At 74.8% G+C, this 24,229-nt stretch carries 21 protein-coding genes and 1 tRNA gene; 11 read left to right on the forward strand and 11 right to left on the reverse strand.

From position 1 onward, the window contains the following. The first annotated feature begins 65 nt into the window (after positions 1 to 65). Positions 66 to 1,421 carry a 3-oxoacyl-ACP reductase gene (locus tag Q1A09_RS11255; RefSeq protein WP_299954787.1) on the forward strand — a complete coding sequence of 452 codons (1,356 nt, stop codon included), beginning with the start codon at positions 66 to 68 and terminating at the stop codon, positions 1,419 to 1,421. Between the two features lies 1 nt (position 1,422). Further along, entirely contained in the window at positions 1,423 to 2,277 is an 855-nt protein-coding gene (locus Q1A09_RS11260) for a MaoC/PaaZ C-terminal domain-containing protein (RefSeq protein WP_299954790.1), read from the forward strand. Positions 2,278 to 2,390: 113 nt separating this feature from the next. Here Q1A09_RS11260 and Q1A09_RS11265 read toward each other — a convergent pair whose 3' ends face one another. Further along, on the reverse strand, positions 2,391 to 3,509 hold the full coding sequence (locus tag Q1A09_RS11265; RefSeq protein WP_299954793.1) for a CaiB/BaiF CoA-transferase family protein: 1,119 nt from the start codon (positions 3,507 to 3,509) through the stop codon (positions 2,391 to 2,393). 67 nt (positions 3,510 to 3,576) lie between these two features. Further along, positions 3,577 to 5,379, reverse strand: coding sequence for a helicase-related protein (locus Q1A09_RS11270; RefSeq protein ID WP_299954795.1), 1,803 nt, complete (start codon positions 5,377 to 5,379; stop codon positions 3,577 to 3,579). Positions 5,380 to 5,526: 147 nt separating this feature from the next. Between Q1A09_RS11270 and Q1A09_RS11275 the strand changes: the two genes are divergently transcribed. After that, a tRNA-Ser gene (locus tag Q1A09_RS11275) sits at positions 5,527 to 5,614 on the forward strand. A 153-nt stretch (positions 5,615 to 5,767) separates the two neighbouring features. Further along, positions 5,768 to 6,808: a GGDEF domain-containing protein gene (locus Q1A09_RS11280; protein WP_299954796.1), complete on the forward strand. Its 1,041-nt coding sequence runs from the start codon at positions 5,768 to 5,770 to the stop codon at positions 6,806 to 6,808. Here Q1A09_RS11280 and Q1A09_RS11285 read toward each other — a convergent pair. The 4 genes from Q1A09_RS11285 to Q1A09_RS11300 form a co-directional block, all read right to left on the reverse strand. Continuing rightward, positions 6,801 to 7,916 carry an NAD(P)/FAD-dependent oxidoreductase gene (locus Q1A09_RS11285; RefSeq protein ID WP_299954798.1) on the reverse strand — a complete coding sequence of 372 codons (1,116 nt, stop codon included), beginning with the start codon at positions 7,914 to 7,916 and terminating at the stop codon, positions 6,801 to 6,803. The genes Q1A09_RS11280 and Q1A09_RS11285 overlap by 8 nt on opposite strands. A gap of 3 nt (positions 7,917 to 7,919) precedes the next feature. Then, entirely contained in the window at positions 7,920 to 8,114 is a 195-nt protein-coding gene (locus Q1A09_RS11290) for a hypothetical protein (RefSeq protein ID WP_299954800.1), read from the reverse strand. Positions 8,115 to 8,150: 36 nt separating this feature from the next. Continuing rightward, a complete protein-coding gene (locus tag Q1A09_RS11295) occupies positions 8,151 to 8,720 on the reverse strand; it encodes a TIGR00730 family Rossman fold protein (protein WP_299954802.1) in 570 nt (189 codons plus the stop codon). 145 nt (positions 8,721 to 8,865) lie between these two features. After that, positions 8,866 to 9,333: a MaoC family dehydratase gene (locus Q1A09_RS11300; protein WP_299954804.1), complete on the reverse strand. Its 468-nt coding sequence runs from the start codon at positions 9,331 to 9,333 to the stop codon at positions 8,866 to 8,868. Between the two features lie 225 nt (positions 9,334 to 9,558). Here Q1A09_RS11300 and Q1A09_RS11305 point away from each other — a divergent pair, with 225 nt between their 5' ends. Beyond that, positions 9,559 to 11,256: a PHP domain-containing protein gene (locus tag Q1A09_RS11305; RefSeq protein ID WP_299954806.1), complete on the forward strand. Its 1,698-nt coding sequence runs from the start codon at positions 9,559 to 9,561 to the stop codon at positions 11,254 to 11,256. Beyond that, on the forward strand, positions 11,256 to 11,858 hold the full coding sequence (locus Q1A09_RS11310; RefSeq protein WP_299954811.1) for a hypothetical protein: 603 nt from the start codon (positions 11,256 to 11,258) through the stop codon (positions 11,856 to 11,858). Before Q1A09_RS11305 ends, Q1A09_RS11310 begins: the two co-directional genes overlap by 1 nt. A 43-nt stretch (positions 11,859 to 11,901) precedes the next feature. On the opposite strand, the gene Q1A09_RS11315 is transcribed toward Q1A09_RS11310, so the two are convergent. After that, a complete protein-coding gene (locus Q1A09_RS11315) occupies positions 11,902 to 12,198 on the reverse strand; it encodes a hypothetical protein (RefSeq protein ID WP_299954814.1) in 297 nt (98 codons plus the stop codon). Between the two features lie 157 nt (positions 12,199 to 12,355). Here Q1A09_RS11315 and Q1A09_RS11320 point away from each other — a divergent pair, with 157 nt between their 5' ends. Together Q1A09_RS11320 and Q1A09_RS11325 are read left to right on the forward strand one after the other, a co-directional pair. Beyond that, on the forward strand, positions 12,356 to 12,814 hold the full coding sequence (locus Q1A09_RS11320; protein ID WP_299954817.1) for an NUDIX domain-containing protein: 459 nt from the start codon (positions 12,356 to 12,358) through the stop codon (positions 12,812 to 12,814). Positions 12,815 to 12,846: 32 nt separating this feature from the next. Then, the gene (locus Q1A09_RS11325; RefSeq protein WP_299954820.1) at positions 12,847 to 13,503 is read left to right on the forward strand and encodes a Pr6Pr family membrane protein; all 657 of its coding nucleotides are present in this window, start codon (positions 12,847 to 12,849) and stop codon (positions 13,501 to 13,503) included. On the opposite strand, the gene Q1A09_RS11330 is transcribed toward Q1A09_RS11325, so the two are convergent. Continuing rightward, entirely contained in the window at positions 13,490 to 14,278 is a 789-nt protein-coding gene (locus Q1A09_RS11330) for an endonuclease/exonuclease/phosphatase family protein (protein ID WP_299954823.1), read from the reverse strand. The two genes, Q1A09_RS11325 and Q1A09_RS11330, sit on opposite strands and share 14 nt — an antisense overlap. Before the next feature lie 212 nt (positions 14,279 to 14,490). Here Q1A09_RS11330 and Q1A09_RS11335 point away from each other — a divergent pair, with 212 nt between their 5' ends. Both Q1A09_RS11335 and Q1A09_RS11340 read left to right on the forward strand, forming a co-directional pair. Beyond that, positions 14,491 to 15,987, forward strand: coding sequence for an alkaline phosphatase PhoX (locus Q1A09_RS11335; protein ID WP_299954826.1), 1,497 nt, complete (start codon positions 14,491 to 14,493; stop codon positions 15,985 to 15,987). Between the two features lie 88 nt (positions 15,988 to 16,075). After that, positions 16,076 to 16,966: a 1,4-dihydroxy-2-naphthoyl-CoA synthase gene (locus Q1A09_RS11340; RefSeq protein ID WP_299954827.1), complete on the forward strand. Its 891-nt coding sequence runs from the start codon at positions 16,076 to 16,078 to the stop codon at positions 16,964 to 16,966. Positions 16,967 to 17,270: 304 nt separating this feature from the next. Here the strand turns inward: Q1A09_RS11340 and Q1A09_RS11345 are convergent, their stop codons facing one another. The 3 genes from Q1A09_RS11345 to Q1A09_RS11355 all read right to left on the reverse strand — a co-directional run bounded on the left by Q1A09_RS11345 (position 17,271) and on the right by Q1A09_RS11355 (position 22,828). Further along, positions 17,271 to 19,094, reverse strand: a complete 1,824-nt coding sequence (locus tag Q1A09_RS11345) for a dynamin family protein (RefSeq protein ID WP_299954829.1) — start codon at positions 19,092 to 19,094, stop codon at positions 17,271 to 17,273. Beyond that, on the reverse strand, positions 19,091 to 20,962 hold the full coding sequence (locus Q1A09_RS11350) for a dynamin family protein (protein WP_299954832.1): 1,872 nt from the start codon (positions 20,960 to 20,962) through the stop codon (positions 19,091 to 19,093). The genes Q1A09_RS11345 and Q1A09_RS11350 overlap by 4 nt, the downstream gene beginning before the upstream one ends. 126 nt (positions 20,963 to 21,088) lie before the next feature. Next, positions 21,089 to 22,828: an IniB N-terminal domain-containing protein gene (locus Q1A09_RS11355; protein ID WP_299954834.1), complete on the reverse strand. Its 1,740-nt coding sequence runs from the start codon at positions 22,826 to 22,828 to the stop codon at positions 21,089 to 21,091. Positions 22,829 to 23,122: 294 nt separating this feature from the next. On the opposite strand from Q1A09_RS11355, the gene Q1A09_RS11360 reads away from it, so the two are divergent. Continuing rightward, entirely contained in the window at positions 23,123 to 24,223 is a 1,101-nt protein-coding gene (locus tag Q1A09_RS11360) for a hypothetical protein (protein ID WP_299954837.1), read from the forward strand. Positions 24,224 to 24,229: the final 6 nt, after the last annotated feature.

Consider the following 24,229-nt stretch of genomic DNA (forward strand, 5'->3'; position numbering starts at 1 on the left):
GGGTCAACCCGCTCCAGTTCGGGGCCGCACGACCGAATTGCCCTCTCCATTCGGAAGGAATCCACGTGAGCGACTGGTACCGCGACTTCGCCAACTCCGGCGTCGGCACGACCATCACCAAGCAGCTCGGCCTGCCCCGTCCGGCGGTGCTGCGCCGCCACGAGCCCGGCCAGCCGCTGCTGCCCGGGCCCGCGGTGGTCGGCTCGGCGGGGGAGGGCCGGCTGCGCGACGAGCTGACCCGGCTGCTCAAGGACGACGGCGTCACCGTCGTCTCGCCGGTCACCGTCGACGGCGGCACGGACGGCGACCGGCTGGCCGCCGTCCTGCTCGACGCCACCGGGCTGACCGGGCCGGCCGACCTGGCCGCCGCGCACGACTTCCTGGCGCCCGCGGTGAAGCGGCTGGCCCCCAGCGGTCGGGTGCTCGTGCTCGCCGACCCGCCGGCCGACGCCGCCTCCCCGGCCCAGGCCGCGGCCCGGCAGGCGCTGGACGGACTGGTCCGTTCGCTGGCCAAGGAGCTGCGCGGCGGGTCGACGGCGAACCTGGTGCAGGTGCCGCTCGGTGCCGAGGCGTCGCTGGCCGGCCCGGTGCGCTTCTTCCTCTCCGGCCGCGCGGCCTACGTCGACGGCCAGGTGCTCACCGTGACCGCCGCCGACGTGCCGGCCGGGCAGGACCGCGACCGGCCGCTGACCGGCAAGGTCGCCGTGGTCACCGGTGCCGCCCGCGGCATCGGCGCCGCGATCGCGCGGGTGCTGTCCCGGGACGGCGCGCACGTGGTCGCCGTCGACGTCCCGGCCGCGGGGGAGCAGTTGGCCCAGGTGGCCAACGAGATCGGCGGGACGGCGGTGGCGCTGGACATCACCGGCACCGACGCCGGCACCCGGCTGGCGCAGCAGCTGATCGCCCGGCACGGCGGGGTGGACGTCGTGGTGCACAACGCCGGCATCACCCGGGACAAGCTGCTGGTCAACATGGACGCCGCCCGCTGGAACTCGGTGCTGGCGGTGAACCTCCAGGCGCAGCTGGACATCACCCAGGCGCTGCTGGACACCGAGGGCGCGTTGAAGCCCGGCGCCCGGGTGATCAGCGTGAGCTCGCAGTCGGGGATCGCCGGCAACCGCGGGCAGACCAACTACGCGGCGTCCAAGGCTGGGATCATCGGCATGGTGCGCGCCTGGGCGCCGGCGTTCGCCGAGCGCGGGGCCACGATCAACGCCGTCGCGCCGGGCTTCATCGTCACCGAGATGACGGCGAAGATGCCGCTGGGCACCCGCGAGGTCGGGTCCCGGCTGAACTCGCTGCAGCAGGGCGGGCTGCCGGTCGACGTCGCCGAGACGATCGCCTTCCTCGCCCAGCCGGACAGCGCCGGGGTCAACGGCCAGGTCGTGCGGGTCTGCGGCCAGTCGGTGCTGGGTGCCTGAGATGGCCCGCACCGTGCTCGACGCCGCGCCCGCCCTCCCCGCGCTGTTCGCCCGGGCCGCGCTCACCGCGCGCGGCCGGGGTGGCGAGCTGCCCGACACCCGGCTGGCCCGCACCGGCGTGGCCGTCGACCCGGCCGCCCTGGCCGACTACGCGCAGGTCTGCCGCTTCCCGCTCGGCGACGCGCTGCCGCTGACCTTCCCGCACGTGCTGGCCTTCCCGCTGCAGGTCGCGCTGATGACCGACCGGGCCTTCCCCCTGGCGCTGCCCGGGCTGGTGCACGTGCGCAACCTGATCGAGGCCGACCGCCCGATCGGCGTCGGTGAGCAGCTGGACCTGGAGGTCTGGGCCGAGCGGTTCGCACCGCATGCCCGCGGCGCCACCGTCGACCTGTGCGCCTCGGTCTCCGCCGGTGGCGCCGAGGTGTGGCGGAGCCGGTCGACCTACCTGGCCCGCGGCGCCTCGGCACCGGAGGGCGCGCCGGCGTCGGACGTCGACGTCGAGGTCGGCGCGCTGGACCGGCCGGCCGCGCAGTGGCGGGTGCCGGACGACGCCGGCCGCCGCTACGCCAAGGTCTCCGGCGACGTGAACCCGATCCACCTGTCCGGGCTCACCGCGAAGGCGTTCGGTTTCAAGCGGGCGATCGCGCACGGCATGTGGGTCAAGGCCCGGGCGCTGGCCGCGCTGTCCGGCCGGCTGCCGGACGCCGTTGCCGTGGACGTCGCCTTCCGCAAGCCGCTGTTCCTGCCGAGCACTGTCACGCTCTCCACCGAGCAGGCCGGCGGCGGCTGGGACCTCGCCGTCCGCAACGTGAAGTCGGGCACCGAGCACCTGATCGGCACCGTCCGCCCCGCCTGACGGCCGGGCCTGCCCGCCGGCCATGTTGGCCAACATGGCCGTTCTGCCGGATCCGCCCGGTCCGTCCGGCCTGACCGCCCTCCCCGGCCATGTTGGCCAACATGGCCGGGAGGTCAGGGCTGGTGGACGGCGCCGGTGGCCAGGAGGGCGTCGACGCCGGGCACGCCCCAGTCGCTGAGCGCCTCCCGGGTGTGCTGCCCCGGGCTCGGCGGCGGCCGGTCCAGCGCGCCTGGGGTGCGGGAGAAGCGCGGTGCGGGCGCCGGCTGGGTGATGCCGTGCGCCTCGACGTAGGTGCCGCGGGCCTGCAGGTGCGGGTGGTCGCGGGCCTCGGCGTAGGACAGCACCGGGGCCACGCAGGCGTCGGAGCCGTCGAACACCGTCGCCCACTCGTCCCGGGTCCGGGTGCGGATCGTCTCGGTGAGCAGCTCCCGGAGCGCGGCCGGGTTGTCGCGGGACGCGCCGGGCACGCCCAGCCGTTCGGTGAGCTCGGCGAAGAACTGCGGCTCCAGCGCCCCGACCGCCAGGTGCCCGCCGTCGGCGGTCTCGTAGACGTCGTACCAGGGGACGCCGGTGTCCAGCAGGTTCACCCCGCGCCGGTCCTGCCACAGCCCGCCGGCGAGCATCCCGAGCAGCATCGTGGACAGGTGCGCGGTGCCGTCGACGATCGCCGCGTCCACCACCTGCCCGCGCCCGCTGGCGCGGCTCTCCAGCAGCGCGGCCAGCACCCCGACCACCAGGTACATCGCCCCGCCGCCGAAGTCGCCGAGCAGGTTCACCGGCACCTGCGGCGGCCCGCCGGCCCGGCCGATGGCGTGCAGTGCCCCGGTGACGGCGATGTAGCCGACATCGTGCCCGGCGGTCTGCGCCAGCGGGCCGTCCTGCCCCCAGCCGGTCATCCGCCCGTAGACCAGCCGCGGGTTGCGGGCCAGGCACTCGTCCGGCCCGACACCGAGCCGCTCGGTCACCCCGGGGCGGAAGCCCTCCAGCAGGACGTCGGCCCGCTCGGCCAGGGTGAGCACGGTGGCCACGCCGTCCGGGTGCTTGAGGTCGACGGCGACCGACCGACGACCGCGGGCCAGCAGGTCGACCTCGGGCCGACCGAACGTCGGTGCGGCGCCCGGCCGGTCGATGCGCAGCACGTCGGCGCCCAGGTCGGCCAGCAGCATCGCGGCGAACGGGCCGGGGCCGATGCCGGCCAGTTCCACCACGCGGAGCCCGTGCAGAGGTCCCATCGGCCCACTCTGGCAGGGACGCGGCGAGGGCGGGCTCCCGGTGGGAGCCCGCCCTCGGGTCAGCTGGTCAGCGGCCGCTGCGGCTGGGACGGCGTCCCTGCCGCGACCCCGATCGGGACGCCGGACGGCCACCGCGGCCGTTGCGGCCGGCGCCCTCACGGGACGCGCCCTCGCGTCCGGGGCCGCGCGCGCCCGAGGGCCCGGAGCTGCACGGCCGGCAGGTGCTGAACCACGGGGCGATCGACGTCCCGCACTCCACGCACTTGCCGGAGCGGCCGATCGCGATCGCGTCGGGCAGCAGCTCGGTGATCGTGTTGGCGCACGCCTCCTCGAGCTCGGCGGCGTCCTCGCTGTCCAGGCCGGCGACGCCGGGGAACTGGCGCAGCAGGGTCTGCGCGTCGCGCGCGGCGGCGGCGGTCTGCTCGTACTCCTCGACGCTGGCCTTCACCGGGTACTCCGGCAGCACGGTCTCCACCGGCACGGGCAGGCCGATCGCGTGCTGCAGGGCGGCGCGGGCGAGCACCAGCCAGCGGGTGCGCCGCGGCGGGTTGTAGTCGATGGCCAGGTTGACCAGCCGCCAGACGGTCTGCAGGTCGCCGGCGGCGCCGAGCGGGCCCTTGAGCATCGGCAGCAGGGCGTGCACCCGCAGCACCAGGCCGGTGACGTCGTCGGCGGTCATGCCCTCGTCGCGGGTGGCCGCGCGGGCCCAGGCCATCCAGCGGGTCAGCGCCTCGGGCAGGTCGACGGCCTCGAACGCGCCGAGGTCCTCCAGCTCCGGGCGCAGCCGCGGGCGGCGCTTGGGCAGGTCGCTCATCTCGTCGCCGCGCGCGACGGCAGCGCCGGAGGCGACCAGGGCGCCGACCGGCTTGAGCCCGGCCACGCCGATCAGGATGCCGGTCTGGCCGTGCCCGGTGAGGCCGTAGCGGCCGGCGCGGCCGGCGATCTGGGCGACCTCCCAGGTGCGCAGCGGCCGCAGCTCCTGGCCGTCGAACTTGGTGGTCTCGGCGAACAGCACCGTGGTGGCCGGCACGTTGATGCCGTGGCCGATCACGTCGGTGGTGACCAGCACGTCGAGCTCACCCCGGGTGAACCGGTCGATCACGTCACGACGGGTGGCCGGGGGCAGCGCCCCGTAGAGGACGCCGACCTTGCCGGGCCGGTGCTGGTCGAGCTCGGCGGCGACGGCGTAGACCGTCTTGCGGGAGAACGCGACGACCAGGGTCTGCGGCTTCACCCCGTCGGTGCGCACCGGGGAGCGCAGGACGTCGAGCCGGGAGAGCCGCTTGTGGTTGACCACCTGCACCTGCTGGGCGTCGGTGACCAGCGGCTTGAGCACCAGGTAGGCCTCGGCGGCCGAGATCAGGTGCATCTCGCGGTACTCGCCGGTCAGCAGCAGCCGGGCCCAGTGGTGGCCGCGGTCGGGGTCGGTGACCCAGTGCGACTCGTCCAGGACCAGCATCTCGCCGCGGTCGGGGGCCTTCTCCACGGTGCAGCAGACGATCGGCGCGAACGGGTCGATCTCCTCCTCGCCGGTGGAGAGACCGACGGTGCCCGGGGGCAGCTGGGCGGAGAGCTTGGCGTAGGCCTCGTGCGCCAGCTGGCGCAGCGGGGCGGCGTAGACGCCGGAGCCGAGGGCGGCCAGCGCCTGCAGCGACTCGTAGGTCTTGCCGGAGTTGGTGGGGCCCAGGTGGAAGACCACCTTCTGCGGGCGGGTGGCCCGGGTGGGCAGCTCGGGAGCGGCGCCGTCGACCCAGACCTGCTGGGCGCGCTGCTCGTCGCGGGCGGCGGTCCGGTCGGCGTCGCGGGCTGCGGCCTGACGGGCGGCGCTGCGCTCACGGCGACGGGTGGGGGACTGCTGGGGAGCGGTCACAGACAGGGAGTGTCCTTCGGTTGTCGTGCAGGCTGGGGGAGGTCGACGCGAGCCTCGCGGACCATCTGTGGGTGCAACGCCGTCCGGCGGCGGTTCATGCCGGGACGGCGGGGAGTACGGGGCCCGGGGTTAGGCTCGTCGCCGCCAGGAGGGCTCGCCTAGTGGCCGATGGCGGCGGTCTTGAAAACCGCTAAGAGGTAACCCCTCTTCGTGGGTTCGAATCCCACGCCCTCCGCATCCTCCCAGGTGGCGGCCCTCACCGGAACGGTGGGGGCCGTCACAGGGCGCGACCGTGCGGTCTCGCCGGCGTCGGAGACGACTCACCCGCCCGAGGGGGGCGGTGTCCGGTCGTGCACAGTCGATCTCCGTCTGCGCCGATCATCAGGGGATGCAGACACCAGCGGCCATGCGGGCCCGCGACCCTCGCGGCGCCGCCCGGACCGCGGTCCTGGTGCTGCTGGTCTGCGCCGTGGTCATGCTGGTCTTCTCGCTGTTCGGCCCGAACTCGGTCACCCGGGCGGGGATGGTCGCCTCATGGGTGACCGCCGCGGTGCTCGTCGCGCTGGCGGCGGTCTACCGGGCCGTTCCCCCCGAGCGGATCGACGCCCGCGGCGGGTACGTGCTGATCGCCCTGATCGGGGCCGGGCTGTGCTGCGGGATGAACTGGATCACCCAGGACCCCTCGGCCGGTGGGCAGGCCTTCCTGGCGTTCCCGGTGCTCTGGGCCGGGGTGAACCTGCGGCGGGGTGCGGTCGCCCTGGTCGCGGCGGTGTCGCTGGCCGGCGACGCGGTGGTGCTCTTCCACCTGCAGCCGGTCGGCGACGCGGTCAGTGACCTCAGCTTCTTCGGCGCCGTGCTCGTGGTGATGGCGATCATGCTGGTCCGCGCCGCCGAGACCACCGACCGGCTGGTCGCGCTGCTCCAGCAGCAGGCCACGGTCGACTCGCTCACCGGCCTGGTCAACCGCCGGGTGCTCGACGAGGCCCTCGGCTCCGCGCTCGGCGCCCCCCTCACCCCGCAGGGTGCCTCGCTGGTGCTGGTGGACGTCGACTCGTTCAAGACCATCAACGACCGGTACGGCCACCCGGTCGGGGACGACGCCCTGGTTCACGTGGCCGACGTGCTGCGCACCGTCGTCCGCGCCGGGGACGCCGTGCTGAGCCGGATGGGGGGCGACGAGCTCGCCGTCCTGCTGCCCGACTGCTCCGCCGACGTGGCCGTCCGCCGGGCCTCGGAGGTGCTGGACGCCGTCCGGGCCGCGCCGCTGCTGCTGGCCGACGGCACGCTGCTCGCGGTCTCGGTGAGCCTGGGGGTGGCGCACGCGCCGTCGCACGCCACCGGGCTGGAGGAGCTGTACGCCGCCGCCGACGCAGCGCTCTACGCGGCCAAGCGGGCCGGTCGCGGGCGGGTCGAGGTCGCTCTCACCTGAGCCGCCGCACGGTGGCCGCCAGGGTCCGGGCGGTGAGCCGGCCGTCCGCCAGTCCGAGGGCGACGACGTCGTCGAACACCCGCTGGTCCTCGCGGGCCGCGCGCACCGCCGCGTCCATCAGCACCGGCCAGCGGCTCAGCTGGGAGGCCAGCGACGACCCGCGCAGGTGCCCGCCGAGCCGGCGCCGCAGCAGCTGCCGGTGCACCTGCCCGGCCCGCGCCCCGGCGCCCGCCGCGGCTCCGGCCAGCGCCCCGGACAGCACGGCGTAGAAGATCCCCTCGCCGGTGAGCGGGTTGATCAGCGACTGCGCGTCCCCGGCCAGCAGCACCCGGCCGCCGGGCAGCGCCGGCCGGCCGGTCGACAGCGGCAGCCGGTGCGCCCGCAGGCCCTCGGGCTGCACCCCCGGCAGCAGCCGGTGCAGGCCGGCGACCAGCTCCGCCCGGGTCACCCCGCCCGCGACCAGCTCGCCGTAGCCGACGTTGGCCCGGCCGTCGCCGAGCGGGAACGACCAGGCGTAGGCCGGCCAGCGGCGCTCCGTCGTGGTCACCACCTGCACGCCGTCGGAGCCGGGCAGCACCGGCGCGTAGCCGCGGATCGCCACCGCCAGCCGGTCCGGCCGGTTCACCGGCACGCCCAGCGCCCGGCGGACCACCGACTCCGCGCCGTCCGCGCCGACCAGCACCCCGGCCCGGACGATGCCGTCCACCTCGACGTGCTCCGGGTGCACGGTGACCGACCGGACGGTGTGCCGGCGGAACCGGACGCCGGTGGCCAGCACCTGGGCCAGCAGTCGGCCGTCGAGCACCGCGCGCGGCACCACGACCGAGGGCCGGGTGGTCGCCCGCTCGACCGTCGTCCCGCCGGGGCCGCGCAGCCGCAGCCGCGGCACGGATGGGTACCCGTCGGTCAGTGCGGCGACGTCCAGGCCGAGGCCGGCGAGCACGTCGAGAGCCTCCGGGGCGATGCCGTCACCGCAGACCTTGTCCCGGGGGAACCCGGCGCGGTCCAGCACCAGCACGTCGGCGTCCGGGTGGGCCCGGCGGACGGCGGCGGCGCAGGCCGCACCGGCGGGCCCGCCCCCCACCACGACGACGTCGGCGTGCTCCACCGGTCAGGTGTTGTCGGCCGGATCGGGCGTGCCGGTCTGGTCGCAGTTCTCGTCGTGGCTGTTGTTGTTGCCGCCGTCGCAGTCGGTCTCGCCGCGCTGCAGGTCGGTGTTCTCGCCGGCGCAGCCGGTGAGGGCGGTACCGGTGAGCGCGGTGCTCCCGGCGATCGCCAGCGCCACCAGGGTCCTCGTCAGTCGCATGCCCCGACCGGTGCCCACGGCTCGCCGGCGTCAACCTCAGGTCGCCGGGGGCGTCCACTTCCGCGCCGGGTGCCGGTAGCCGTCGACGAAGGCCAGCAGCTCCGCGGCGTCGTGCACCACCCCGAGGGCCTCCAGCCGGTTGGCGGCGAGGTAGCCGTCGTCGACCATCCGGCGCAGCTGACCCAGCAGCGGCTGCCAGAAGCCCTCGACGTCCAGCAGGGCCGTCGGCTTGGCGTGCAGCCCGAGCATCCCCCAGGTCCAGGCCTCGAAGAGCTCCTCGAGGGTGCCGGCGGCGCCGGGGAGGGCGACGAAGGCATCGGACAGGTCGGCCATCACCGCCTTGCGCTCGTGCATCGTCTGCACGACCTCCAGCCGGGGCAGGCCGGGGTGGGCCACCTCGTCGTCCACCAGGTGCTGGGGGATGACCCCGACGACCTCGCCGCCGGCGGCCAGCGCGGCGTCGGCCACCACGCCCATCAGGCCGACGTTGCCCCCGCCGTAGACGATGCCCACCCCGGCCCGGGCCAGGGCGGTGGCGAAGTCGGCGGCAGCCTGCTGGTGGGACGGCGGGCCCGCGTGGGACCCGGTGAAGACGGCGATGCGCACGGACCGCACGGTAGGCGCACCGCCGTCCTCCCCGAGAACCCCGGCCATGTTCGCCAACATGGCCGGGTCGGGCGGCCATGTTCGCCAACATGGCCGGGTCGGGCGGCCATGTTCGCCAACATGGCCGGCCCTGGGATGCGGGGGCTCAGGCGTAGGTGCGGAAGACCAGCTCGGCGATGCAGACCGGCTTCTCGCCGCCCTCCCGCTCGATGACCGCGCCGATGGTCAGCTGCAGGCCGCCGGCGATCTCGGTGACGTCGTTCAGCGTCGCGGTCAGCCGGATCCGGGAGCCGACCGGCACCGGCGCGGGGAAGCGCACCTTGTTCAGGCCGTAGTTCACGCCCATCTTCGCGTCGCTGACGCTGAGCACCTGGGAGTACATCGGGACGACGAGGGAGAGGGTGAGGTACCCGTGCCCGATCGGTCCGCCGAAGGGGCTCTCGGCCTTGGCCCGCTCGACGTCGACGTGGATCCACTGGTGGTCCCCGGTGGCGTCGGCGAAGGTGTTCACCCGCTCCTGGGTGACCTCGAACCAGTCGCTGGTGCCCAGCTCCTGGCCCGTGAGCGAGGGCAGCTCGGCGATGGTCGTGGTGGTCCGCGTCGATGCGGTCATCGGTTCTCCTCGGGGTGCGGGGTCCGGCGCCGCGATCCTGCCACCGGTGCGCGCCGTCCGGGCGGTGAGCCGGTGGGCCCGCCCGCGTGCACCGCGTTGTTGCGAGCTGTTCGCACCAGTGTGTGTTGTTGGCCGGATGCTCGTCTGCGTGTCACCCATTCGTGGCGGTCCCATCGGAGAGTCGCTGCCGACAGATGCAGGACGGACGATGCGGGAGCGCCTCGAATGAGCCACGACCACGACCACGGCCACGGCCACCACCACCACGGCGACCACGACCACCACCACCACGCGACCTCCGGGGTCGAGGGCACCTGGGCCGACCCGCAGGCCGACGACCCGTTGTCGGTCTCGCGCCGTGGCTTCCTGGCCACCGCGGCCGCCGTCGCCGGTGCCGCTGCCGGTGTCGCCGGTGTCGCGGGCGGGCTGGGCCAGGGCGTCGCCGCCGCGGCCGAGGCCGGGACCACCACCAACGCCTGGACCGGGCGTTCGCAGTTCTACGCCGGCGACCACCACATCCACACCAAGTACTCGCCGGACGCGCAGTACGACGTGGCGACCCAGGTCATCAAGGGCCGGCAGTACGGCCTGGACTGGATGGTCATCACCGACCACGGTGGCGTCGCCCACCAGAAGCTCTCGATCGACAAGATCACCCCGGAGATCGAGAAGGTCCGCCGTCAGTACGCGGGCACGATGATCTACCAGGGCCTGGAGTGGAACATCCCGAGCGCCGAGCACGCCACGGTCATGCTGCCGCCGGGCCCGGCGACGGTCGACATCCTCAAGGCCTTCGAGGCCGGCTACGACGGCAGCGTGCTGTCGGCCAAGGGGGTCACCGGCAACGTCGAGCCCTACGCCATCGAGGCGCTGAAGTACCTGGACAACCAGGTCCGCAACCGGCGCACCGAGATCGCGCTGATGTTCGCCAACCACCCGAGCCGGCAGGGCATCGACAGCCCGCACGAGATCCGCAACTGGCGCGACGCGGCCCCGCAGGTCGCCGTGGGCATGGAGGGCGCCCCCGGTCACCAGGCCGCCGGCATCCCGACCTCGCAGGGCGGCCCCGGCAGCGGCCGTGGCTACTACGACAACGCCGGCCAGCGGGCGGACCGGTTCGTGCCCTACCCGATGGAGTCCTATCGCACCTTCGGTGGCTTCGACTGGATGACCGCGACCGTCGGCGGGCTCTGGGACTCGCTGCTGGCCGAGGGCAAGCCGTGGTGGGTCACCGCGACGTCGGACTCGCACCGGGTCTTCCGGGACACCCGCGTCCAGGGCCCGCTGGACTTCAACGCCAACGGCACCAAGGGCGACGCCGTCGACACCGGCCGGCCGATCACCCAGTACGGCGACTTCTGGCCGGGGCAGTACAGCAGCACCCTGGTGGGCTCGGACTCCCGCTCCTACGTGGGCATCATGCAGGGCCTGCAGGCCGGCAAGGTCGTGGCCGTGCACGGCCGGATCATCGAGGGCCTCGACGTGCGGGTCCGTTCGGCCAAGGACGGCGACCCGCAGGGCGCCACGCTCGGCGGTCGCACCTGGGTCCGCCGCGGCGGCGACGTCACGGTGACCATCACGGTCAAGGTGGCCGGTGGCGCCAACGCCAACGGCGACGTGCCGAAGCTGGCCAAGGTCGACGTCATCAGCGGCCCGGTCACCGGTGCCGCCTCCGACCGGGACGTCTTCACCGCCCCGGAGACCGCCGTGGTGAAGACCTTCGAGGTCGGCCGCGGCCGGGCGCAGTGGACCTTCGAGCACACCTTCACCAACGTGGAGCGCTCGTTCTACGTCCGCCTGCGCGGCAGCGACGGCAACCAGCTGGACAGCAACGGCAACCCGCTGATGGACGTCGTCGGGGACGCGAACCCGTGGGAGGACCTCTGGTTCTACGCCAACCCGGTGTTCGTCGACGCGATCTGATGACGGCGGCGCTGACCGCACTCTGGTGGGGCGTGGCGCCGGGGGCCGACGAGGTCCCCGACGCCCACCTGCTGGCGGCGGTCGACGAGGCGCTGGCCGGCTCGGGCGCCGGGGCGGAGCTGGTCTGCACGCACGTGGACCGCTCCGGCCCGGCGCCCCGGGTCGGGGTCTCGCTGCGGCTGACCGGGGAGCCGGCCGACCCGGCGGCCACCCGGGCGGCCCTGGCCGATGCGCTGGGTGGACCGGTGGTCGCCGGTGACCCCGGCGAGGACGCCGACGAGGGCAGCACCGCCCCGGCTCGGGTCGCGCTGGACGAGGCCGGTGCCGGCACCGCGGGCCGGGCGGTCCGGTTCCCCGGCTCGGCCGGGGTCACCGGCCGGATCTCGGTGGCCGACCTGATCGCCGCCACCGCGATCGAGCGGGTGAACGGGATCGGCGTGGAGCCCACGGGCTCCGACGTCGTCGAGACCGGCCCGAACGGGTTCCTGCGGCCGACGCACTCCGGCGGGCAGCTCACCCTGCTCGTCGAGCGGGCGGCCGGGGGAGTGCTCCAGCCGTTCGAGATCGAGGACCCGCACGTGTGCTGCGAGGGCGGTCACTGACCGACCCCCTGGGGCAGGGACGCAGGTCCCTGCCCCAGGGCCGTCACACCGCCGGGGTGGCGAAGCCGATCTCCTTGTCGGCGATGCACGCCGGGAAGGTCTCGAACACCCGGGCCCGCTCGGGCGCGTCGTTGTACACGGCCTCCACCCGGCGGAACTCGTCCTGGTCGCCGTCGTGCGCGACGGCCCAGGTGAACGTCTCGTGCTCGTCGTCGACCAGCGCGAACAGCAGCCGGAACCCGTACTGCGCCCGCACCGGGACCAGGGTCGGGAACCAGGCCAGGAAGTCGGCCATCCGGCCCGGCTCCATCACGTAGCGGCGCAGCTGCACGGTCTCCATGCCGTCATCCTGCCCGGCGTGCGCCGATGCCACCGTCGGACCGGGCGGGTGGGGCGTCCGCCACTCCTCGTCTCGTCCGGATCGCCTCGTCCGGATCGCCTCGTGCCCGACCGGTGCCCCGGGTGGCGGCGGGTCGACCCCACGGCAGACTGTCGCCGTGCGCTCCCTGACCGACGGCTGGACCACCTGCGCCCTGGGTCACCGGCACTGGGGGCTGGCCGGGGCGGCCGGGCTGCTGCTGCACCGGCCGGGCGGCACCGGCCCGGAGGTGCTGCTGCAGCTGCGCGTCGAGTGGTCGCACCACGGCGGCACCTGGGGCACCCCCGGCGGCGCGCTGCACCCGCGGGAGTCCCCGGCCGACGGGGCGCTGCGGGAGGCGGGTGAGGAGCTGGGGCTGCGCCGCGCCGACGTCGTCCTGGGGCGGGAGTCGGTCGACGACCACGGCGGCTGGCGCTACACCACGGTGCTGGCCACCCCGGCCGGTCCGCTGGAGCCGGCGGACCTGGCCCTGAACGAGGAGAGCGTCGGCGTGGGCTGGTTCGGCCTGGACGACCTGCCCGAGCTGCACCCGGGGTTCGCCGCGTCCCTGCCGGTGCTGCGTCCGCTGCTCACCTGAAGTCCGGGGCGTCTCCGGCCGAGGATGTCGGGGTGACCGCTGCCGATCCGCGTACCACCCTCGCCCGGGTCTGGTGGGGCCTGCTGGCCCTCGTCGTGGGCGCCGCGGTGCTCACCGACCTGGTGCGCACGATCGACGGCGCCGGCTCGGCGACCCCGGTGATCCGCTACCTGAGCTACTTCACCATCCAGAGCAACCTGCTGGTGGTGGCCGCGGCCGCCACGCTGGCCCGCGACCCCGACCGGGACGGGCGCGGCTGGCGGGTGCTGCGACTGGACGCGCTGCTGGGCATCACCGTCACCGGGCTGGTGTACGCCGTGGTGCTCGCCCCGACCATCCACCTGCAGGGGCTGTCCTGGTGGACCAACGTCGCGATGCACTACGTGTCACCCGTGGCCACCCTGCTCGGCTGGCTGCTGCTGGGGCCGCGGCCACGGATCACCGGTGTCACGGTGCTGGCCGCGCTGGTGTGGCCGGTGGTCTACGCCGGCTACACGCTGGCGCACGGCGCGGTGACCGGCTGGTACCCCTATCCCTTCCTGGACGTCGGCGTCCTCGGGCTCGCCGTCGCGCTGGGGAACCTGGGCTTCGTCGTCCTGCTGGCGCTGGTGTTCCTGGTGCTGTTCCGGGCCCTGGACCGCGCGCTGCCCGCCACGGACCGCCGTGCCGAGGTGCTCAGCGCAGGCTGACCTCGACCGTGGCCAGCCGGTGGTCGCCGATCGCCAGCGGGCGCACCCGCGGCCGGGCCGCCGCCAGCCCGGCCGGGCCGATCAGGTGGTCGAACTGCACCCGGGGTGCGCCGGCCGGGTAGCTGGGCTCGGCGACCAGCCGCCGGCCGCCGAACACCCGGGCGGGCACCGGGCCGACCAGGTTCAGGTCGCCGGCCAGCAGCACCGGGCCGGGGAGGGTGGCGCACCACCGGCGCAGCCGGACCAGCTGGCGGAGCGCGGTGTGCGGGGCGAAGGACAGGTGGGTGGCCACCACGGTGCACCCGTCGAGCTCGGCGGCGACCGCCAGCCGGGGCTCGTCGGGGAACCACCACCAGCGGACCCGGCCGGTGCGCGGGTCGGGTGCCTGCAGCGGCAGCCGGGCCCGGCCCGCGCCCAGGGGGAGCACCGACCAGCGGCGCACCGGCAGCCGGCTGACCAGCGCGATCCCGTAGTGCGGGCCGTCGGCCGGCTCGCCCGGCCCGCGCAGCACCGGTGGGTCGACCGGCGTCCAGCTGCGGAAGGGCGACGGCGTCCCGGCGACCGCGGCGGCGTGCCGCCAGTCGGTGGCGCCCAGCGCAGCGGCCACCTCGGCGGCCTGGTCGACGCCGTGCGAGCGCGGCTGGCCGGCGTCCACCTCCTGGACGGCGAGCACGTCGACGTCCACGTCGTCCAGCGCGGCCCGCAGCGTCGCGGCGTCGACGGAGCGGCCGCCGGCGTCCCGGCCGGAGGCGAGGTTGAACGTCCCGACCCGCATCCTCGGGAGCCTGCCCTGCCGACGCCGGGGCGGCCAGCTCGGCGGTGGTGCAGCTCGGCGCTGCCGACCCGGGGGAGTGGCGTGCGCGGGAGTGCATGCGGGGTCGACTGCGAGCTGCCGGATGGCACGGACCTGTTCGTCTCGATGTGACGGGACGTCCACGTACGAGGCAGAGCGTGGATCCCGCTAGCTTCCCCAGTACGGAGGGTCCCATGACCACCACGCACGAGCAGCACCCTGAGACCAACGACGCCGGGGTCTCCCGGCGCGGCTTCCTCGCCCGCTCCGCCGCCACCGGACTCGGTGTCGCCCTGGTCGGCAGCGTCGAGAGCCTGTTCGGCGCCGGCAGCGCCAGCGCCGCCCCGGCGGGCGCCGCGGGCGTCACCGGCTACGGGCCCCTGGTGCCCGACCCGAAGGGCATCCTCGCGCTGCCCCGGGGCTTCAGCTACAAGATCATCGCGGAGAGCGGGGTGACCCGGCTGGAGAGCGGTCAGTTCACCCCGGCCGACCCGGACGGCACCGCCAGCTTCCCCCGTCGTCCGGGCACCGGCAGCGTGCTCGTCGTCAACCACGAGGTCAGCGGGTCCGAGGAGAACCCCGTCCCGGCGATCCCCGACTTCACCTACGACCCCATGGGCGGTGGCGGTACCACCAACCTCGAGGTCGACAAGGACAACAACCGCATCCGCGAGTACGTGAGCATCGCCGGCACGCACAACAACTGCGCCGGCGGCGTCACCCCGTGGGACACCTGGCTGACCTGCGAGGAGACCGAGGCGCGGGTCGGCAGCCGGGGCGCCTACGGCACGCTCACCAAGGACCACGGGTACGTCTTCGAGGTCCACCCGTACGACCAGGCCGAGAACATGAACCCCCAGCCGCTGAAGATGCTGGGCCGGTTCGCGCACGAGGCGGTCGTGGTCGACCCGCGGGCCGACCAGCTCTACCTCACCGAGGACGCCAGCAACCCCAACGGCCTGCTGTACCGCTGGACGGCCCCGCGCATCCCGGGTGGCCTGCGCCGTGCCGGTGACCTGAAGAAGTTCGGGCCGACCGACGGCGCGTTCGAGGCGATGCGGGCGATGGACGGCGGGACGCACGTCCCCGACCTGTCGCTGGCCACCGAGGCGGGCACGACCTACTCGATCGAGTGGGTCACCGTCCCGGACCGGGACGCGCGGACCCTGTCCACCCGCAAGCAGGCCTACGCCAAGCCGATCACCCGCAGCCGCAAGCTCGAGGGCATGTGGTGGGGCGACAACGGGGTCTACTTCGTGTCCTCCTTCGCGCGTGAGGGCGACAGCGCGATCCCGCACGACGGGCAGGTGTGGTTCCTCGACCCGCGCAAGGAGACCATCGAGCTCAAGCTCCGGTTCGTCTACACCCCGGGCGACCAGGACAACGACCCCGACGGCCCGGACAACATCACCGTCTCCCCCTTCGGTGGCGTGATGATCGCCGAGGACGGCAGCGGCGCGCAGCACCTGGTGGGGACGACGACCAGCAACGAGCCGTTCTTCTTCGCCCGGAACGAGGCCAGTGGCTCGGAGTTCACCGGCCCGAACTTCGCGCACGACCGGCAGACGATGTTCGCCAACATCCAGGGCGACGGCAGTGGCGGCGAGGGCACCTCCGGCCCGGACGAGGGTTCCGACCCGAACCCCGGGTACGTCTTCGCGATCACCGGTCCCTTCCGCAAGATCCGCTGACCGCCCGGTAGCACCGCACGGCACACGACCGCCCGCGCCGGAGAACCCGGCGCGGGCGGTCGGCCGTGCCCCCGGCTACGTTCGGCGGGTGAGCGCACGCGCCGACGTCTCGGAGACCTTCGACCCCGCGGCCTGGGAGCCGGTGCCCGGTTTCGAGGGGCTGACCGACCTCACCTACCACCGGGCGGTGGACGCCGGCGTGGTCCGGGTCGCGTTCGACCGGCCGCAGGTGCGCAACGCCTTCCGCCCGGAGACGGTCGACGAGCTGCTCGCCGTCCTGGAGCACGCGCGCCTCTCCCGGGACGTGGGGTGCGTGCTGCTGACCGGCAACGGACCCAGCGAGAAGGACGGCGGCTGGGCCTTCTGCTCCGGCGGGGACCAGCGGGTCCGTGGGAAGTACGGCTACGAGGGAGCTGCCGGCAACCCGGGCCGGCTGCACGTGCTGGAGGTGCAGCGGCTGATCCGGTTCATGCCCAAGGTCGTCATCTGCGTCGTCCCGGGGTGGGCGGCCGGCGGTGGGCACAGCCTGCACGTCGTCGCCGACCTGACGCTGGCCAGCGTCGAGCACGCCCGGTTCAAGCAGACCGACGCCGACGTGGGCAGCTTCGACGGCGGCTTCGGCTCGGCCTACCTGGCCCGCCAGGTGGGGCAGAAGTTCGCCCGCGAGATCTTCTTCCTCGGCGAGGAGTACACCGCCACCGAGGCGCAGGCGATGGGCATGGTCAACCGGGCCGTGCCGCACGCCGAGCTGGAGGCCACCGCGCTGGACTGGGGACGTCGCATCGTGGCCAAGAGCCCGACGGCCCAGCGGATGCTCAAGTACTCGTTCAACCTCATCGACGACGGCCTGGTGGGCCAGCAGCTGTTCGCCGGGGAGACGACCCGGCTGGCCTACATGGCCGAGGAGGCCGTGGAGGGCCGGGACGCCTTCCTGGAGAAGCGCGACCCGGACTTCTCCCCGTTCCCCTGGCACGTCTGACCCTGCGGCCGCCGGGACGGGCCGGACGGCCGCCCGCCGTCCACCCGGGCGTCACCGGGCGGGGCTAGCGTCCGCCGGGATGAGCCCGGAGAGCCCCCTGATCGCAGACCCCGCCGTCCGGCTGCCGGCGCCCCGGCGCAGCGGGCCGCCGCCGCGACCGCCGATCAGCCGGGGAGCACCGCCGCCGACCGCGCCGCACGCCGGACCGGTGCCCCGGGTGCTGCAGGCGGTGGTCGTGCTGCAGGTGCTCGCCGCGGTCGGCGCGGTGGTCGGGGTGGCCGCCGCGGCCGCCGACCTGGCCGGGTCACGGTCGCGGCTGGCTGCCCGGGCGGTGGCGCAGGACCCGCAGACCCCGGCGGACCTCGTGCGGGACGGCGTCGCGGCCACCCTGGTCACCGCGCTCTCCGCGGTCGGGGTGCTGGCGCTGCTCGGCGCCGTCTGCGTCGTCCTGCTGCTGCACCGCCGCGCCTGGGCCCGCTGGGGGCTGGCGGCGGTCGCGGGAGCGGCGGTGCCGGTGTCGCTGGTGGTCGGCAGCGTGGTGGCCGGCGGCCCGGAGGTCGACCGGTACGCCATCGGCGCCGCCGGGCTGCTCAGCCTCGCCGGCGCCCTCCTGCTGCCCGCCCGGTCGGTCACGCGGTGGCTCCGGGAGGGCCGTTCCTGACCTGCCGGCGGCCGACAGCACCCGTTCCAGGCTGTGCAGGACCACCTCGGCCGCGTCGGTCCTGACCCGCGGCGCGAGCGGCTCAGCGGCCCGGACCTGCCAGTCGCCGAGCGCGGCCAGCGCAGTTGTCCGCGCCTGCTCCTGGTCGCTCTCGGCGGGGATGCCCAGCCGGGCGGCAGCGGTGGTGCCCTCGGCGCCCAGCAGCCGCGCCGCCGCGGGCCGCTGGTCGGCCGGCAGGGGAGCGCCGGCGCCGCGCAGCCGGGCGATCAGGTCCAGCTCGGCCAGGTCGGCGGCGGCGGCCCGGTGCCGCTCCAGCCCGGCCCGCAGACCGTCGTCCCCGGGGCGGGGCGCCCGGCGCAGGGCGTCCTCCAGCACGGCGGCGGCCGACCGGGCGCGCAGCCGACCGGCGCGCGCGGTGAACTGGACGGCGATCAGCCGCTCGAGCTCGGCCAGGCCGCTGCGCCGTACCAGCTGGGCGCCGAGCGATGCCGCGTCGTCGGTCCCCTCGCGGACCAGCGAGGTGGCCAGCCGCACCCCGAACGCGCCGAGCCGGGCCAGCAGGGCCGCCCGGGCCTCAGCGGGCAGCACCCCGGTGGCGCCCGGGCGGGCGAACCTGTCGGCGCTGCGCAGCAGCCACTCCAGCTCCGCTGCGGGCAGGGTGGCGAGGGAGCGCAGCGAGACCAGCTCGTCGTGCCGGAGCGTCCGGCCGGTCAGCGCCAGCAGTCCGGCCACCGGCAGCACGCCACCGACCAGCTCGGCAACCTCCGGTGCGGCGGCTGCGCGCCGGGCCACCCGGCCGGCGGCGGGCAACGCTTCCAGCCGGCCGGCGCCCACCTCGTCCGCTCGGGAGAGCACGGTCAACGTGCTCCCCTGGGCGCCCGGCCCGGGCGCGGCCGCCTGGAAGCGGCGGAGGAGCGCCACGTCCTCGGCGTCCACCCGGCGGGTCAGCAGCAGCAGCGCGTCGACGTCCGGCGGTGCCCCGTCCGCCGGGGTGACCAGTCCGGCGGTGCGGGCTGCTGCCCCCGGGGAGGACGCGGTGCCGGGGGTGTCGACCAGGGTCAGCTCGGTCAGCCGCTCCGCCGGCCAGTCGACGACCAGCCGTCCGCCGTCCTCCACCGGGGCGGTCACGTCCAGGCCGTTGCGGCCGCGGCGCACCGGCAGGGGGCGGCGCCCGTCCGCGCCGTGCCGGGTGACCGCGGCGGAACGGCCGAACCGGTACCAGGTGACCTCGCGGGTGCACTCGGCCGCGCCGGTGCCCGCCACCTCTTCCCCCAGCAGCGCGTTGACCACGGTGGACTTGCCCGCCTTGACCCGCCCCACCACCGCCAGCCGCAGCGGCTCGTCCAGCCGCCGGCGGGCCTCCAGCAGCCGCCCGACCAGCGCCGGGGCGTCCGGCCGGGCGGCCGCGGCACGCTCCAGCAGCTCCCCGACGGCCTCCCCGCCGGTGGGCTCGGCGGGGTACCTCACCGGGCGGCTCGGGCCGGGCCGGTCGGGAAGGGCAGGACGGCGCCGCCCGGGCCGGCCGCGGGCCGCACCGCCCGGACGTCCCGGGAGAGGCGGGTCAGCTGGTCGAGCCGGCTGCGCAGGGCGCGGATGCGCTGGTCGCGGTCGGCGGTCGCGCTGCGCGTGCCCCGCTGCGCCGCGCGCACGTCCTCGCCCAGCGCCCGGTGCATCTCGTCGGCGGTCTCGGTGACCAGGTCGCGCAGGGTGCGCTGCGCCAGCCGCAGCCGGTCCTTGAGCTCCTTGCCCACCTGGAAGACGACCTCGTCCAGGTGGCGGCGCACCGCCGTCTTCGCCTCGCCCTGCCGCCGCTGCAGCCGTTGCAGGCGGTCGTCCCGGTAGGCCTTGCCGCCGATGATGAGTCCGGCACCCACCGAGATGGGGTTGACCAGCGCCATGCCGGCCAGGCTGGTGAGCAGGCCGATCATCAGCACCCCGCTGTAGGAGCCGCGCATGCCGATCAGCACCTTCTGCGGCAGGGTCAGCGCACCGCGGTCGATCTCCGGCAGCGCCACCAGCCCGGCCAGCACGTCGTCGGCGCCGTCGATCCGCAGCTGGGGCACCGGTGAGCCGCCGTCCCGGGCGAACTGGTCGACGACCTCACCGGCCAGCCAGTCGACCCGCTGGCCCGCCCAGGTGTAGGTCTCGCTGACCGCGAGGGCCGCCCGCTCCTGCAGCCAGGCGGTGAGCTCGCCCCACAGCGGTCCGGGGTCGGCGGCGTCGATGGCGTCCTCGGCCTCCCGGGTCACCGCCCGCACGCGGTCGCGCAGGTCGTGGTCGATGTCGGCGATCAGGTCCGCGACGCCGTCGTTGAGCAGCTGCTGCCAGCGGGAGGACCGCCGGCGCAGGCGGTCGACCTCGTCCCGGGCCCGTTCCAGGTCGGCGACCAGCTGCTCGGCGTGCGCGGGGTCCAGCAGGGCGGCCAGCTCGCTGCGGGCGCTCGCGGTCAGCTCCTCGGTCACCACCGTCAGGTCGTGCACCAGCGAGCGGTGCGCGAGCTCCGCCCCGCTCCCGGCCAGCTCCCGCAGCCGGCCGAGCAGCGCCGGGAAGCCGGACTCCGCGTGCAGTTCCCGGTCCTGGGCCGTGACCGCCGTCATCTCCAGGGTCGCGGACACCGGCAGGAGGGGCAGGTCGAGTCCGGCGGCGGCCAGGTGCGCGGCGTCCCGGTCACGCACCTCACGCCAGTCCGGGTACAGGTCGGTCTTGGTCAGCACGCACAGCACGGTCGGGCAGCCGGCCACGACCCGCTGGAGCAGCTCGAGCTCGGGCGCGGTGAACTCCTGCGAGGCGTCGGAGACGAAGAGGACGACGTCGGCGGCCGGCAGCACGGTCAACGTGGTGGCCGAGTGCCCGGTGCCGGCGCTGTCGGCCCCCGGCGTGTCGACCAGCTGGAGCCCACCGGACAGCAGTGCCCGGGGCAGCACCACCTCGGCCCGGACCAGACGCCGGGCGTCGTCCGGGTCGGTCGTCCGGGTCAGGTGCTCGCCGAGTGCGGGGATGGCGACGGGCGTCCGGTCCAGCTCGTCGTCCAGCGGCAGCTCCACCGGCGCGGACCCGGGGGTGTGCACCAGGGCGGCCGAGGCGCTCGCCCCACCACGCACCACGGTGGGCACGGCGGTGGCGACGTCGTCGTCCACCGGGCAGACCGGCGCGGTGACCAGCGCGTTGACCAGGGCGCTCTTTCCCTGCTTGAGCTCACCCACCACCACTGCCCGCACCCCCGGGGCCGTGCCGCGGGCCTGGGCCACGGCCAGCCGGGACAGCAGGTCGGCGCGGGTGCTGCTGAGCTCGGCGAGCCGCTCGAGCAGGTCGGTGGGGCGGGGCGCAGTGGCCACGACGTCGTCCTCCGGTGGGGTGGCGTGGACGGGTGGGATGCCGGTCGCCCGGGCCCGCTGCGATGGGCAGCGGACCCGGGCGACCGGGGAGGGGGGTGGGTCGAGGGGCGTCGACCCACCACCCGGTCAGATCGTCGTGTCGGCCAGCTCGGTGCTGTCCTGCGGCAGGTCGTCGCCGCCGAACACGGCGGAGATCTCCGTGTCGCTGCTGTTGTCGGACTCGTCGAAGACCGAGTTGTCCGAGTTGTCGCTGTTGTCGACGACGGAGTTGTCGCTGTTGTCGGACTCGTCGACCACCGAGTTGTCCGACAGGTCGTTCTCGTCGAAGGAGTCGTGGATCTCCGTGTCGCTGCTGTTGTCGGACTCGTCGACGACCGAGTTGTCGCTGTTGTCGGAGTTGTCGACGACGGAGTTGTCACTGTTGTCCGACTCGTCGACGACGCTGTTGTCGGAGTTGTCGCTGTTGTCGACGACCGAGTTGTCGGAGTTGTCGGACTCGTCGATGACCGAGTTGTCGCTGTTGTCGGAGTTGTCGACGACCGAGTTGTCGGAGCTGTCGCTGTTGTCGACCACCGAGTTGTCGGAGTTGTCGCTGTTGTCGACGACCGAGTTGTCGGAGTTGTCGGACTCGTCGACGACGGAGTTGTCGCTGTTGTCGGAGTTGTCGACGACCGAGTTGTCCGAGTTGTCGCTGTTGTCGACGACCGAGTTGTCCGAGTGGTCGTCCAGCGAGTTGTCGGTGTTGTAGGCGTCGTTCGCCGAGTTGTCGACGACCGAGTTGTCGCTGTTGTCGGAGTTGTCGACGACGGAGTTGTCCGAGTTGTCGGAGTTGTCCACCACGGAGTTGTCCGAGGCGTCGATCGTCGAGTCGCTGACGATCGCACCGGCGGTGACCGAGTTGTCGGTCACCGTGGTGTTCGCCGTGTTGTTCGTGGTGGTGCTCTGGTTCCGGCTGTCGGTGACCTCTTCGACGGAGTTGTCGGAGTTGTCGGAGTTGTCGACGACGGAGTTGTCCGAGTTGTCGCTGTTGTCGACGACCGAGTTGTCGCTGTTGTCCGAGTTGTCGACGACCGAGTTGTCCGAGTTGTCGGAGTTGTCGACGACGCTGTTGTCCGAATTGTCGCTGTTGTCGCTGTTGTCGGAGTTGTCGACGACGGAGTTGTCGCTGTTGTCCGAGTTGTCGACGACCGAGTTGTCGGAGTTGTCGGAGTTGTCGACGACGGAGTTGTCCGACAGGTCGTTGCCGTTCAGCGAGTCGCTGATGTTCGTGCTGCCGGAGTTGTCGACGACGGAGTTGTCCGAGGAGTCGTTGCCCGAGCCGATCGCGATGTCCCCGATGGTCACCGAGGTCTCGCTGTTGTCGGAGTTGTCGACCACGGAGTTGTCCGACAGGTCGCGGGCGTCCTCGACCACCGCGTCGTCGCCGACGGCGTTGTGCTCGCCGACCACGTTGCCCGTGCCGAACGCGGCGTCGCCGAACACCGTGGTGATGTCGCCGGCGGCCCACACGTCCGAGGAGAAGTCGTAGGTGACGCTGGAGTCGTAGCTGTAGGTCGCCTGCAGGAACTGGATCTGCTCGACGACCGGGGCCGACTCGGCCGGGGCCGGGGCGGGAGTGCTGCCGTGGCCGGCCGAGTGGCCGAGGGAGCCGGCGGCGGCGGGCGCCGCGACGTGGCCGGCGGTCATCGCGACCGGGGCGTGCTCGGCGAGCACGGGGGCCAGCGCGGCGACGTCGGCTCCGGTGACGTCACCGAGGCCGGCCTCGGCCAGTGCGGCCTCGGGGTCGGCGGCGAACTCCTCGGCGGCCTCGGGGTCGCGGAGCAGGTCGAGGATGAAGGACAGCAGCGAGCTGGCGAGATCGGACATGGCGGACCACTCCTGGGGATCGGGGGTGCCGGCGTTCGTCGCCCGGCGGTGCGGCTCGCAGTCAAGGCACGCCCGCCGACCCCCGCATCGGGAGGGTCGCCCCTGCTCATGGGGGGTCGTTGGGGGATCCGGTCGGTGGAGCCGCGCCGTTCCGGGGCGCGGCGTCCCGCCATTCACCCAGCCGTGTCCAGGTGTTCACGGCTGCCGGGCTGATCGGCCGGTGCGGCGCAGTTAGCGTCCTCCGTGGGTCCGGAACACGGTGCGGGCCGCAACCGATCCGGAGGTGCAGAGCTGGTGCAGCGGGGCCGCGAGGTGCTCCCGGCCGCGGTCGGTGTCGATCTCGCCGCTCCCGTCCTGGCCCTGGCACGGTGCCGGCTCGACGGTTCCCCGACGGTGGTCGCCGCTCCGGGTGCGGAGTGCTCGCCCGCAGCCCTGGCGCGGGTCGGTGACCCGGTGCCGGTGTGGACGGTCGACGGCCCGGTGCCGGCCGCCGACCTGGTCGCCGTCCGGCTGGTCGCGGCGCTGGACGCCGCGCTGCCGGACGGCCGGCCGGCCGACGTCGCCGTCGCCGTGCCCGCGCACTGGGCGGACCACCGCCGCGGGTCCCTGGCCACTGCCCTGGACGCCGCTGGACTGCCCGCCCCTCGCCTGTTCGGGCGGCCGCTGGCGGTGGTGGCCCAGCTGACGTTCGACGAACTGCTCCACCCGCCCGCGGACGTCGTCGTCGTGGAGCTGGGTGACCGGGAGACCTCGGCCGCACGGGTGCGTCTGGCGGACGGCGCCGTGGCACCCGTCGGGCTGCCGTCGGCGCCGGTGCCGTGGGGGGCCCGGGACGCCGAGGACGCACTGCTGGCCCTCGCTCTGGCTCAGCTGCCGGTGCCGGAGGGCGCCCTCGACGAGCCGACGGCGCGGGCTCTCCGGCTCGACTGCCGGGCCGCCGCCGAGGAGCTGGCCACGAGCCCGGCCGCAGGGCTGGCCGTGGGGGCGGACCGGGTGCGGCTGCTGCGCAGCGAGTGGGCCGATGCGCTGGCCGGCCCGCTGGCCGCCGTGCTCGGCGGGCTGCCGGAGGTGCGGGCCGCTCGCCGCGAGGGGCACACCGCGGTGGTCCTCACCGGGTGGGGAGCCGGGCTGCCCGGCGCCGTGGAGGTGGTGAGCGAGGCCGCCGATGTGGTGCCCGTGGTGCCTGCCGACCCCCGGACGGTCGCGGCGCGCGGCGCGGCGCTGCTGGCCGCCGCGGCGGCCGAACGGCCCCGGCCCGAGGCGGTGGCGCCGTCCGACGAGGCGCGGCCGGGGCGCCGAGGAGGCCGACGAGCGGGCCGCGGGGCCGTCGGGCCGGGGGAGCCGAGGCAGGCTGCGGCGTCGACCGTCGTCCCGGCCTCGGGCGGCGCAGCGTGAGGGCTC

The sequence above is a fragment of the uncultured Modestobacter sp. genome (assembly GCF_947486615.1).
Taxonomy (GTDB): domain Bacteria; phylum Actinomycetota; class Actinomycetes; order Mycobacteriales; family Geodermatophilaceae; genus Modestobacter.

Bases quoted from the DNA above. Each gene is read 5' to 3' on its own strand.
- Q1A09_RS11260 (WP_299954790.1), top strand. From the start codon at position 1,423: ATGGCCCGCACCGTGCTCGACGCCGCGCCCGCCCTCCCCGCGCTGTTC.
- Q1A09_RS11265 (WP_299954793.1), bottom strand. From the start codon at position 3,509: ATGGGACCTCTGCACGGGCTCCGCGTGGTGGAACTGGCCGGCATCGGC.
- Q1A09_RS11280 (WP_299954796.1), top strand. From the start codon at position 5,768: ATGCAGACACCAGCGGCCATGCGGGCCCGCGACCCTCGCGGCGCCGCC.
- Q1A09_RS11290 (WP_299954800.1), bottom strand. From the start codon at position 8,114: ATGCGACTGACGAGGACCCTGGTGGCGCTGGCGATCGCCGGGAGCACC.
- Q1A09_RS11300 (WP_299954804.1), bottom strand. From the start codon at position 9,333: ATGACCGCATCGACGCGGACCACCACGACCATCGCCGAGCTGCCCTCG.
- Q1A09_RS11305 (WP_299954806.1), top strand. From the start codon at position 9,559: ATGAGCCACGACCACGACCACGGCCACGGCCACCACCACCACGGCGAC.
- Q1A09_RS11310 (WP_299954811.1), top strand. From the start codon at position 11,256: ATGACGGCGGCGCTGACCGCACTCTGGTGGGGCGTGGCGCCGGGGGCC.
- Q1A09_RS11315 (WP_299954814.1), bottom strand. From the start codon at position 12,198: ATGGAGACCGTGCAGCTGCGCCGCTACGTGATGGAGCCGGGCCGGATG.
- Q1A09_RS11330 (WP_299954823.1), bottom strand. From the start codon at position 14,278: ATGCGGGTCGGGACGTTCAACCTCGCCTCCGGCCGGGACGCCGGCGGC.
- Q1A09_RS11335 (WP_299954826.1), top strand. From the start codon at position 14,491: ATGACCACCACGCACGAGCAGCACCCTGAGACCAACGACGCCGGGGTC.
- Q1A09_RS11355 (WP_299954834.1), bottom strand. From the start codon at position 22,828: ATGTCCGATCTCGCCAGCTCGCTGCTGTCCTTCATCCTCGACCTGCTC.